The 11,864-nt window shown below is 45.5% G+C and carries 11 protein-coding genes; 6 read left to right on the top strand and 5 right to left on the bottom strand.

The window, feature by feature from the left end; all coding sequences use genetic code 11:
- Positions 1 to 2: 2 nt before the first annotated feature.
- Both ftsZ and lpxC read left to right on the top strand, forming a co-directional pair.
- Complete coding sequence (ftsZ, locus tag B3S93_RS01855) at positions 3 to 1,163, top strand: cell division protein FtsZ (protein WP_292357852.1); 1,161 nt, start codon at positions 3 to 5, stop codon at positions 1,161 to 1,163.
- 73 nt (positions 1,164 to 1,236) lie between these two features.
- Positions 1,237 to 2,154 carry a UDP-3-O-acyl-N-acetylglucosamine deacetylase gene (lpxC, locus tag B3S93_RS01860; RefSeq protein WP_292357853.1) on the top strand — a complete coding sequence of 306 codons (918 nt, stop codon included), beginning with the start codon at positions 1,237 to 1,239 and terminating at the stop codon, positions 2,152 to 2,154.
- Here lpxC and B3S93_RS01865 read toward each other — a convergent pair.
- The gene (locus B3S93_RS01865; protein ID WP_292404007.1) at positions 2,151 to 2,603 is read right to left on the bottom strand and encodes a DUF721 domain-containing protein; all 453 of its coding nucleotides are present in this window, start codon (positions 2,601 to 2,603) and stop codon (positions 2,151 to 2,153) included. The two genes, lpxC and B3S93_RS01865, sit on opposite strands and share 4 nt — an antisense overlap.
- 148 nt (positions 2,604 to 2,751) lie before the next feature.
- On the opposite strand from B3S93_RS01865, the gene B3S93_RS01870 reads away from it, so the two are divergent.
- The 4 genes from B3S93_RS01870 (at position 2,752) to B3S93_RS01885 (ending at position 8,689) form a co-directional block, all read left to right on the top strand.
- Positions 2,752 to 3,549 carry a M23 family metallopeptidase gene (locus B3S93_RS01870; RefSeq protein ID WP_414673336.1) on the top strand — a complete coding sequence of 266 codons (798 nt, stop codon included), beginning with the start codon at positions 2,752 to 2,754 and terminating at the stop codon, positions 3,547 to 3,549.
- 136 nt (positions 3,550 to 3,685) lie between these two features.
- Positions 3,686 to 6,397 carry a preprotein translocase subunit SecA gene (gene secA, locus B3S93_RS01875; protein WP_292404004.1) on the top strand — a complete coding sequence of 904 codons (2,712 nt, stop codon included), beginning with the start codon at positions 3,686 to 3,688 and terminating at the stop codon, positions 6,395 to 6,397.
- Complete coding sequence (gene argJ / locus B3S93_RS01880) at positions 6,397 to 7,623, top strand: bifunctional glutamate N-acetyltransferase/amino-acid acetyltransferase ArgJ (RefSeq protein ID WP_292357861.1); 1,227 nt, start codon at positions 6,397 to 6,399, stop codon at positions 7,621 to 7,623. The genes secA and argJ overlap by 1 nt, the downstream gene beginning before the upstream one ends.
- A 13-nt stretch (positions 7,624 to 7,636) precedes the next feature.
- Positions 7,637 to 8,689: a DUF3549 family protein gene (locus B3S93_RS01885; RefSeq protein WP_292404000.1), complete on the top strand. Its 1,053-nt coding sequence runs from the start codon at positions 7,637 to 7,639 to the stop codon at positions 8,687 to 8,689.
- Positions 8,690 to 8,691: 2 nt separating this feature from the next.
- Here B3S93_RS01885 and B3S93_RS01890 read toward each other — a convergent pair whose 3' ends face one another.
- The 4 genes from B3S93_RS01890 to B3S93_RS01905 form a co-directional block, all read right to left on the bottom strand.
- Positions 8,692 to 9,243 carry a pyridoxamine 5'-phosphate oxidase family protein gene (locus B3S93_RS01890; RefSeq protein WP_292403998.1) on the bottom strand — a complete coding sequence of 184 codons (552 nt, stop codon included), beginning with the start codon at positions 9,241 to 9,243 and terminating at the stop codon, positions 8,692 to 8,694.
- Positions 9,227 to 9,790, bottom strand: a complete 564-nt coding sequence (gene def, locus B3S93_RS01895; RefSeq protein ID WP_292403995.1) for a peptide deformylase — start codon at positions 9,788 to 9,790, stop codon at positions 9,227 to 9,229. The genes B3S93_RS01890 and def overlap by 17 nt, the downstream gene beginning before the upstream one ends.
- Complete coding sequence (locus B3S93_RS01900; protein WP_292403994.1) at positions 9,787 to 10,428, bottom strand: 2OG-Fe(II) oxygenase; 642 nt, start codon at positions 10,426 to 10,428, stop codon at positions 9,787 to 9,789. Before B3S93_RS01900 ends, def begins: the two co-directional genes overlap by 4 nt.
- 162 nt (positions 10,429 to 10,590) lie before the next feature.
- Positions 10,591 to 11,820 (bottom strand): nucleoside recognition domain-containing protein, encoded by a 1,230-nt coding sequence (locus tag B3S93_RS01905; protein ID WP_292357871.1) that lies wholly within the window; start codon positions 11,818 to 11,820, stop codon positions 10,591 to 10,593.
- Between the last annotated feature and the right edge of the window lie 44 nt (positions 11,821 to 11,864).

The following is an 11,864-nucleotide window of genomic DNA, read 5'->3' on the forward strand; positions in this document are numbered from 1 at the left end:
TCATGACATTTGAATTGATTGATACATATACAGCAAATGCGGTTATCAAAGTCATCGGTGTAGGTGGCGGTGGCGGTAACGCTTTGGAACACATGGTGGCCAATAAAATCGAAGGTGTTGATTTTATCTGTGCCAATACGGATGCACAGGCTTTACGTAAAAGTAATGCCACTACACATTTACAATTAGGTACTGATATTACTAAAGGGCTGGGTGCCGGTGCCAACCCTGATGTAGGTCGACAAGCTGCATTGGAAGACCGTGAACGTATTATGGAAGTCATCAGCGGCGCTGATATGGTCTTCATCACTGCTGGTATGGGCGGCGGTACAGGTACCGGAGCTGCGCCAGTAGTCGCACAAGTTGCTAAAGAGATGGGGATTTTAACGGTTGCAGTTGTCACCAAACCATTTCCTTTTGAAGGCGGCAAAAGACTGAAAGTGGCTACAGCTGGTATTGAAGAGTTAAGTCAGCATGTAGATTCACTGATTACTATTCCAAATGAAAAACTGCTGAAAGTGTTGGGTAAGGAAATGAGCCTGCTTAATGCGTTTAAATCAGCTAATGATGTCCTGCTGGGTGCAGTTCAGGGTATTGCCGAACTGATTACCCGTGAAGGTATGATTAACGTTGACTTTGCTGACGTACGCACAGTTATGTCTGAGATGGGTATGGCTATGATGGGAACCGGCCGGGCTTCAGGTGAAAACCGCGCTGCAGAAGCCGCCAGACTGGCTGTTTCAAGCCCGTTACTGGAAGATGTTGATTTGGCGGGTGCGCGTGGCGTACTGGTTAATATCACCGCTGGGCTGGATATGAGTATTGGTGAATTTGAAGAAGTGGGTAACACTATTAAAGAATTTGCTTCAGAGGACGCAACAGTAGTGGTTGGTACGGTGATTGATCCTGATATGACCGATGAGTTACGGGTAACCGTAGTGGCAACCGGATTGGGCGTTGCAAGAGCGGCAGTAGCAAAACCCGTTGAGACGACAACCGCAGCACCGCAAATCGAAATTGTTAAGAAGCCTGTTGACATTGACTATGATGAACCAACTGTTTTACGAAATGGTCGTAACAACGAACATAAACAAGTGGCTAATGGTGATGTCAACATGGATTATCTGGACATTCCGGCATTTTTGCGAAGACAGGCTGATTAATGTAGATGGTGAAGTCGTATAAGCCTATGATATTATTGTCAGATAATTAAACTAGAAAAGGGGGTAAAGCACCTTGATAAAGCAACGAACATTGAAAAATGTGATTCGTGCCACAGGTGTGGGATTGCACAGCGGTGAAATGGTCTATTTAACGCTGCGTCCGGCTGCCCCTAATACTGGCATTATTTTCCGACGAGTCGATCTGGATCCGGTTGTTGAAATCGAGGCCAAAGCTGAAAATGTGGGTGAGACAGCCCTGTCAACCACATTGATTCAGAATGGTCAGCGCGTCTCAACAGTGGAACATTTACTTTCAGCCTTTGCCGGGCTGGGTATCGATAATGCTTATATTGATCTCAATGCAGCAGAAGTTCCTATCATGGACGGCAGTGCCGGACCTTTTGTGTTTCTGGTGCAATCTGCCGGCATTGAAGAACAGGCAGTTGCTAAGCAATTTATCCGTATTAAAAAGCCTGTATTACTGGAAGATGGTGATAAATGGGCCAAGTTCGAGCCATTTGAGGGATTCAAAGTCTCTTTTACCATTGATTTTGAGCACCCGGCCTTTACCGGCAGACCACAACAGGTTGATGTTGATTTCTCCTCCACATCATTTGTTCGTGAAGTCAGTCGTGCCAGAACCTTCGGTTTTATGAAAGATATCGAAAAACTGCGGGAAATGAATCTGGCGCTGGGTGGTAGTATGGATAATGCCATTGTTGTAGATGATTTCCGTGTTTTAAATGAAGATGGTCTTCGTTATGAAGACGAGTTTGTCCGTCATAAAGTACTTGATGCGATCGGTGATTTATACCTGTTGGGCCATAGTCTGATCGGTGCATTCGTCGGACATAAATCCGGTCATGAAGTGAACAATCGCCTGTTACGCAAACTCATTGCTCAGGAAGATTGTTGGGAACTGGTAACTTTTGAAGAAGATGCTGATGCACCTATTGTGTTCAGTCGGCCTGCCGCTTCAATTGTTAGCTAGGAGTTGTCACGAGTATTACCTCGCTTAGCGAGTTTATGCAGCGCTGTTTTGAGCTGACCATCGTCTAACCCGGCGGCGGTCTGAGCAATCAGCGCTGCGTTGTTATTAGACATATCGATCATATTAGATTTTGCCGACTTCTCGGTCGGGTGCTGAGGTTTTACTTTTACCTCAACACGTTCAATTTGCGTAGACAACTCGCTGGAAAAGGTTTTACAAATAGTAGCGGAATGAAAGCGTAATAAGCTGGCAATTGCCGCGTTTTCTGTATGTATGATGATTTTATTGTCTTTCATATTCGCCAGCTGGCAATGTCCTGCGAACTGCGAAGGTAAAATTTCTTGCAGAATGCTGTTAAGCTGGGTTAATTTTTGAGCGCGCTTCGAAATTTGTTGTAATTGCTGGTTTGCCTGGCAAACAGTACTGAAATGAAGCGGTTTATTTGACATGTCTCAATCCGGGACGAGGATAAGTATGCAGATTATCATAATATCCGCCGACAATACCGGCCACAAGCATTGGCATTTAAGCCGAACGAAATTGATGCTGCTAGTCACATTTCTATTAACCATGACGATTGCGATAACTGTCTCTACAATGAATTATATAAAAGATAAGACAGCTATTAACGATACAGTAGACTCAAAATTTTTCCCAACCGCTCGACTCCTCACCCCGAAAACCGATCCCCTCTCTATCAGTGATGACACAACCGCAAATGAAGCCATTCAGGGTTTTTACGCGCAGCAGTTAGGGGGCTTACAGGCTGAGGCCATTCGTCTGAAAATGCTTAGTCAGCGATTAGCTGAAATTGCAGGTTTTGAACTTTCTGACTTTGATTTGGAATTTGCTCCCGGGATGGGGGGAATTGAAAATTCCGGTGACTGGTTATCAAACGCCGAATTTGAAGAAAGTCTGGTTCGTCTCTCACAGGATTTTGCTGATCAACAGGATACCTTGACGGCATTACAAGAGTTTCTGATTACAAATGAGAATATCGCCGGAGCCATACCAAGTGGTCGTCCTGTGGTTGATGGCTGGTTATCTTCTTTCTATGGCTATCGCGTTGATCCATTTAATGGGAAAAAAGCTTTCCATGATGGACTCGATTTTGCCGGAAAAACCGGTAGCTCAGTGATTTCTGTGGCGGATGGAATTGTCAGCTGGGCGGGCATGCGTGGTGGATACGGTGGACTGGTTGAAATTGACCATGGAAATGGCTATGTAACCCGCTATGCGCATAACAAAACCATCAATGTCAGTACCGGAGATCGTGTTAACAAAGGAGATGTTATTGCGCTGATGGGATCAACTGGTCGTTCAACTGGACCTCATGTTCATTTCGAAGTATTAAGAGACGGTAAATCCGTTAATCCGTTTAATTACATCGAATAATTCCTCTTGTATTTGAAAAATCAGACACCACTTAAAAAAATGCGGTGAGTCTTCGATCTTCCCAACAGTACGCGTTATAATCACGCGTTTAATCAAACTGTCGTCAATTCGGCACATTCAACAGGTAGTTTAAGTCATGGTAGGCAAGTTTTTCAGTAAGGTTTTTGGCAGTCGTAACGATCGTGTAATCAAAAAACTGCAAAAACAGGTCAGCCTCATCAATGAATTGGAAAGCGAGTATGAAAAGCTTGACGATGCCGCTTTAAAATCCAAAACCATAGAATTCAAACAAAGACTGGATGATGGGCAAACACTGAATGATATCCTGGTAGAAGCATTTGCTGTCGTACGTGAAGCCGGTAAACGCATTATGGAAATGCGCCATTTTGACGTGCAGTTGATAGGCGGTATGGTGCTGAATGACGGAAAAATTGCCGAAATGAAAACCGGCGAGGGTAAAACGCTGGTAGCTACGCTCGCAGTATATTTGAATGCCCTGAGCGGGGAAGGCGTCCATGTTATTACCGTCAATGATTACCTTGCCAAACGTGATGCGGCCTGGATGAGCAAACTTTATGGTTTCCTCGGTTTGACCACAGGCGTCATTGTCAGTGGACTGAGTGGTGACGAACGGCGTGCAGCATATGCTGCAGATATTACCTACGGTACCAATAACGAATTTGGTTTTGATTACCTGCGCGATAACATGGCCTTTCGTCTCGAAGATAGAGTGCAGCGTCCATTAAATTTTGCTGTTATCGATGAAGTTGACTCCATTCTAATTGACGAAGCCCGCACGCCATTGATTATCTCTGGGCCAGCTGAGGACAGTTCTGAGCGTTATGTGCAGATAAACAAGTTGATTCCCAGTCTGACCCTACAGGAAGGTGAAGATGAAGATATCACTGTACCGGGTGATTACACCATTGATGAAAAAAACAAACAGGTACATTTTACCGAAGCTGGCCATGAAAAAATTGAGCAGTTATTAACCGAAACAGGCCTGTTGGATGAAGATGCCAGCCTGTATGATGCGGCCAATATTGGTTTGATGCATCACGTAACTGCAGCGCTTCGTGCACATGTATTATTTCATCGGGATGTTGAATACATTGTTCAGGATGATCAGATAATCATTGTCGACGAATTTACCGGTCGTACCATGCCCGGACGTCGCTGGTCAGAAGGCTTACACCAGGCTATTGAAGCCAAGGAAGGGGTCAAAATTCAAAACGAAAACCAGACCCTCGCTTCCATTACTTTCCAGAATTACTTCCGTCTTTACAAAAAGCTGTCCGGCATGACCGGTACAGCGGATACTGAAGCCTATGAATTGCAGTCAATCTATGGTCTGGAAGTTGTGGTTATTCCGACACATCGTCCAATGCAGCGTAAAGACGAAGCCGATAGAATTTATCTGACAGCAAAAGAAAAGTTTGATGCGATATTGCTTGATATTCAGGACTGTGTGCAGCGAAAACAACCTGTTCTTGTCGGTACGGCCTCAATTGAAAGCTCAGAATATCTGGATAAATTACTGACCAAAGCCAAAATTCCACATGAAGTTCTGAACGCAAAATTTCATGAAAAAGAGGCACATATTATCGCTGAAGCGGGTAAACCGGGATCAGTCACTATCGCAACCAATATGGCGGGTCGTGGTACAGATATTGTTCTCGGTGGCAGTCTTGAAGCAGAGCTGGACAAGCTGAGTGAAGAGGCTGATGAAGCTGCTAAAGCTAAAGTGAAAGCCGAATGGCAACAACGTCATGATTTGGTTTTGCAAGCGGGTGGTTTACATATTATCGGTACCGAACGACATGAATCACGTCGTATCGATAATCAGCTGCGTGGTCGTTCCGGTCGTCAGGGTGATCCGGGCTCAACCCGTTTTTATCTGTCGCTCGAAGATAACCTGATGCGGATTTTTGCTTCTGAACGCATGGCCGGATTGATGCAGAAACTGGGTATGGAAGAGGGTGAAGCTATTGAGCATCCATGGGTCAGCAGAGCCATTGAAAATGCTCAACGTAAGGTTGAAGGACACAACTTTGATATTCGTAAACAGTTACTGCAGTTTGATGATGTTGCCAACGATCAACGTAAAGTAATTTATGAGCAGCGTAATGAATTAATGGCCGCGGATGATGTATCAGAAACAATTGTTTCAATGCGTAGCAGCGTCATTAACGACGTTATCAGTCTGTACATTCCACCTAATAGTATTGATGAACAATGGAATGTCAGTGGACTGGAACAGGCTTTACGCGATGATTTCGCTCTGGAACTAGATATCAGCGGCTGGTTGGAGGCAGATGATAATCTGCACGAAGAAAGTTTGCGTGAAAGAATTATCGAGGAAGCCGAAGCAGCCTGTCAGGCAAAAGAAGCTACTGTCGGGGCTGAGTTGATGCGTCATTTTGAAAAAGCCATCATGCTGCAAACTCTGGACACGCAGTGGAAAGAACATTTGGCTCAAATGGATTATTTACGTCAGGGTATCAATCTGCGTGGATATGCCCAAAAAGATCCCAAGCAGGAATACAAACGTGAAGCTTTCCAGTTGTTTACTGCTATGTTGGACAGCCTGAAACATGAAGTTATCAGCCTGATTTCCCGTGTTAAAGTGCGTGCGCCGGAAGATGTCGCGGCGGTTGATGAGCAACGCCGTCAATCTGCTGATGTGGAATATCAGCATGAAAGTGCCTCCTCTGAAGCAGAAGCCGAGGCAGAACATCCTACTGCGAACCAGCCGCTAACGCGAGATGGTAAAAAAGTTGGTCGTAATGATCCATGCCCATGTGGCAGTGGTAAAAAATTCAAGAATTGCCACGGCGCTGTCAAATAATGGCAGTAAATTTATCTGCTCCAATTGCTGCTGAATTAAAGCCTGTAAAAGGTGTTCGCCTTGCCACTACGAGCGCTGGGATTAAAAAGCCTGGGCGTCAGGATGTGGTTTTAATTGAGCTGGCATCTGGAAGTCATACCGCAGCGGTTTATACCCGTAATGCATTTTGTGCAGCCCCGGTATTATTAGCCAGAGAGCATCAGCAACAATCATCTACACGCTATTTACTGATCAATTCTGGAAACGCCAATGCTGGAACCGGTGACGCGGGTATGGCGGCAGCAAAAGCATGTTGCCAGGCGGTGGCTCAGCTAGCAGAATGTGATACCCGTGCTGTATTGCCATTTTCCACCGGCGTTATAGGGCAGCCGTTACCTGTTGATAAAATTACCAATGCGTTACCTGAGGCGTTTACCAAACTAGCTGCTGATAACTGGTTTGCTGCAGCACACGCCATCATGACCACCGACACCATTGCCAAAGCGCGTTCAGTTGAACTGTCGTTAAATGGACAGCCAATCACACTGACAGGCATCGCAAAAGGCTCAGGCATGATTCGACCAGATATGGCGACCTTGTTGTCTTATATCGCCACGGATGCCGCTATAAGTGCCTCCACATTACAAAAGATGCTTGACGTTTCGATGGAGCAGTCTTTTAACAGTATTACCGTTGATGGCGATACCTCAACCAATGATGCCTGTGTCTTGATTGCTACTGGTCTGGCAGGTAATTCGATTATTGATGATATTGATAGCAGTGATGCACAACAATTTATTGAGGCCTTAAATAGTTTAAGTCGCTTCCTGGCCCAGGCCATTGTTCGCGATGGCGAAGGCGCAACCAAATTTATCAGCATTGATGTTCAACAGGGTGCTGATGCAGATGAATGTCGGCAGGTCGCCTATACCATTGCTCATTCACCGTTGGTAAAAACTGCATTGTTTGCCTCTGACCCAAACTGGGGGCGAATTCTGGCAGCGGTCGGTCGAAGTGGCTTGCCCAGTCTGGATTTATCGAAAATCGCCATTTACCTGGATAACGTATGTATTGTCGATGGGGGCCAGCCTGCTGCTGACTATACTGAAGAAAAAGGCCAGCAGGTCATGTCACAATCTGAAATAACCATTCGGGTAAAACTGGGTAGAGGCAACGTTGCCAAAACAGTCTGGACCTGTGATTTTTCTTACGATTACGTCAAGATAAACGCAGAATACCGTACCTGATACGGAGCAGGATATGGATATTGGACAGTTCAACACACTTAGCAAGTTTCTCAGGCAAAGTGGTGCACAATACCGGGTGTTTGATATGGGGCGCCGGGTTGGTAAATTAACCCCGGAACAGTTTGTCAGTTTTGATAATTGCCAGCAGCCTTACCCTTATCCTTTCAAACGTCACGCCCAAATAGGCATTATCTTCTGGCATCCGGATGCCCCAGAAAATCACTATGTATGGTTTCTTAAGTTTCCGCTGGATGAGCAGGGACTGCTGGTTCCAGATGCCCGTGATGCTTTTCTGAAGATGTTATTGGAAAGGCTCGGCGAAGCAATGTTGGCCGCCGCCGATGGTGAAAAAATTCAGGGAGCTCTGCAGGACAGTCCGTTCACCTTTCAGCCACGTCAGGATCGAATGGCCGCATTTAATGCTCACGCTACGCATGCATTGAAACAGCGCCCCTCCAAATATTACGATGCCGCCTATCGTTACTTCACTGGCGATCTCCCTTTGGATAAATGGCCTGGCTTGGCGATGCAGGGATTAGCTGATTTTGCTATTCGTCTGGATACCAATGAAGGTACATTAGGATTGATTAATACATTGCCTAAATTGCCTCAGGAACCATTTCATAATTTATGCGTTTTGCTGGAGCATGCAAGCCCTGCAGCAGGGGTAGTCGAAGTATTGGCACAGCAAGTAGATAATCAGCTACAGGAAAAACAACCCGATACAGCCAAAATCATTTCCTGTTTACGGGCAGCTTCCAATAGTCCTGCTCGTGGTTTAGTGGAGCGTATGGTGACTCAGGTGCTGAAACATCGTTGCAGTCGCGAAATTGAAGTGCTGGCAATAGTAAGTGGTCGAATCTGGTTGGCACTGGCCAAACAGCCAATCTGTGAGCTGTATCTTGAGCAACTTGCTCATAACGATGCTGGCCAGGCCGGTTTCAGCCAGTTATTGGCCGATCTGTTATTTATACCAGGGATGCGAGAGCCGGTTATGCAGGCTTTGCGTAATCCAAAACGTTCGGAAACTCTGGCAAAAGCCGTTGGGGAAATGTTCGGTCAATAGGATCAAATATTCTTTTTTACAATATCAGTTTCAATTCCATCCAGGCTGAATTGATTTTTTTCCCGCCAATATTCTTTAATACCAGTTTCACCTTTGCGTTCAGCCCAGTTATTCAGTAGTTCGCGTTCACCGACAAATTCAAAATAAGGTACAGCCATACCACATGAAGTCTGAACCAGATCAATATCCAGAATAAAAATCTGTCTGGCACCAGGTAACGGATCAAATAAGCCATACAGACTCTGCCACTCAGGATCTTTTTGATGTATTGCACGAGCCTGACCATAGACTCTTAGAATCAATGGCTTTCCTTCAAATGCACAAAACATGATGGTCATTCGAGGGGATTCCTCAATATGCGCAGCTGTTTCATTGCCGCTACCGGTCACGTTCAGCCAGACTAAACGATTACTGTTTAAAACTCTTAACGAGTCCATTCCCTTTGGGGAAACATTAACACGGCTGTCAGCCGTCGCTGTTGCTACAAAAAACAGATGTTGTTGATGAATAAACTCAATCAAACGATCAGATAGCGAATCAAACTGTTGTGCCATTATTGTCTCTGCCCTTGGATTTTTCAGCCAGCATTGAACGCCAGCTGGATTCGGTCATCATTTCCATTGTCGATTCCACCCGATCGACAAAAACTTTTCCGTCCAGATGATCCAGTTCATGTTGAAACAATCGAGCCATAAAGCCCTCATATGTGGTTTCAACCTGAGTAGCATCACGCAACCAGTAGCGCACTTGTATTTGCTGATAACGTGGTACCAGAGCTCGAAGACCGGGAACACTCAAACAACCTTCCCAGTCTTTTTCTGTATGCGCTGAGTGCCAGACAATTTCGGGATTTATTACACAGGTTGCCGGCATCTCGGGTGCATAGGGATAACGCTCATTAGGATGACTCGACATAATAAAAAAGCGTTGGTTAATACCAACTTGCGTGGCGGCAATCCCCATACCCCCACGCTGTTGAACAAAGGTGATCAGATCATCAATTTTTTGTTGTAATACAGGGTCGTTTATCTCGGATACCGGCGGGGCAATTCGACGTAAATCATCCTGACCTAATTCCAGAATGTTAAAAGATGTGTTCATATTATCGGGGCCTGCAATGGATCCTGAATCCGGAACCAGCCTGCAATGCTGTAACGATCCCGTTTCGAGGGGAGAACTTCATGCGGAAACTGCTCACTTAAAAAAACCACAAATGTGCCCATTTCAGGTTCAACAGATAGAATCAGATTATCATCATTGATGTCATAGATCTGCAATTGGCCACCATCCTGAGTTTGCCAGAATGGATTTAAATACATCACCGTTGTTAATACACGGTTGGACTGACCTTTAAATGCATCGACATGACGTTTGTAGAAGGCCCCTGAAGGATAATGGGCGTAATGTGATTCATAATCAAACAAGCCGAGAAACAACCGTTGATTCATTGCCAGCCGGAAATCTGCCATATGGGTGAGATATGCCAGGTCGATGCTATTATCCGGGTCTAGCCAACGGGTTTCATCGGTGCGGATTTTCTCATTTAGCTGATGTTGTTGTTCCCGGCCTATTCCTGCCTGACTCAAGTCATTATGCTCATCCAGACGGGCAACTCTGCGGTATAGATCATGGGTTAAAGCGGGAGGCAATAATTGTGGCAGGATGCAATAACCGTGGGTGGTCAGCGCATCAGCAATCAGATCAAATACGGCATAATCAACAACAGACTGAGCGTTCAAAGAAGCGATTCTCCAGAAGAGTGAGTAACTTTGTTATGGTTAATTGACATAGCTAAGCCATTGAACGGGCGATAGAATGTAGCAGAATTTGATTTTCTTTGAAGGATTATTTTGTGCTGGTGTCGTTATTGCTGGCAGCAAAAAAAATCAGGCAATAATCTTTCAACCGAAAAACCAGTAGGCGACCAGAATGGCTGCGGTGATGCCGGCAACATCTGCTGCCAGTCCACAGGCAACAGCATGACGGATTTTCTGAATTCCAACCGCACCAAAATAAACCGCCAACACATAAAAAGTGGTTTCAGTGCTGCCCTGAACTATTGAAGCAAGTCTTCCGGCAAATGAATCTGCCCCATGTACTTCCATGGTATCGATCATCATGGCACGAGCCCCGCTACCACTGAAAGGCTTCATTAACGCAGTGGGTAATGCATCGACAAACCTATCATCCATTCCCAGCGCCAGTACGCCGGAACGAATACCATCTGCAATCAAGTCAAGCGCCCCACTGGCACGGAAAACGCCAATTGCCACCAACATGGCAACCAGATAGGGAATAATCATTACTGCCGTCGAGAAACCTTCTTTGGCCCCTTCAATAAAAGCCTCGTAAGCATTGACCCGTTGCCATGCCGCCGCCACTATAAATGCGATGACCAATGAAAAAATGACGACATTGCTGATAATGGCGGATTGCACCAGCATCTGTGATTGTTCCAGACTGGAAAAATAGGCTAACAGACCAAATACAAAGGCACTGAATCCCCCCAGATACATCAACACTACCCGGTCCAGAAGGTTAATTTTCTGTACTGCCGCCACAGTGATTAAACCAATCAAGGTGGAAAAATAGGTGGCAATTAACAATGGTATAAATACGTCTGTAGGATTGGCAGAACCCATCTGAGCGCGATAGGTAAAAATAGTGACTGGAAATAACGTAACGGCAGAGGTATTAATTACCAGAAACAAGATCTGGGCGTTACTGGCGGTATCTTTTAACGGATTAAGCTTTTGCAGTTCCTGCATTGCTTTAATACCTAATGGAGTCGCGGCATTATCCAGTCCAAGCGCATTGGCTGAGATGTTCATCACCATCGCTCCGAGGGCCGGATGATTCTTTGGTACCTCTGGCATCAGCCGTGTAAAAAGCGGGGATAATCCTCGGGTCAATAATTCGACAAAGCCACTGCGTTCGCCAATTTTCATAATACCCAGCCACAGGGCAAGAATACCGGTCAGGCCAAGTGCAATTTCAAAAGCTGTTTTGGACAGGGCAAACATTGCCTGCATGATCTGGTTGAAAATTTCGGTGTCGCCTAACACCAGCAGCTTAAATAAAGCTACTGCAAAGGCAATGAGAAAAAAGGCGACCCAGATGATATTCAGCATGAACGCTATTGTGGCATGCTCAAAAAAAAAGTCACTGCTGGCAG

It is taken from the genome of Methylophaga sp. UBA3613 (assembly GCF_002375415.1).
GTDB lineage: Bacteria > Pseudomonadota > Gammaproteobacteria > Nitrosococcales > Methylophagaceae > Methylophaga.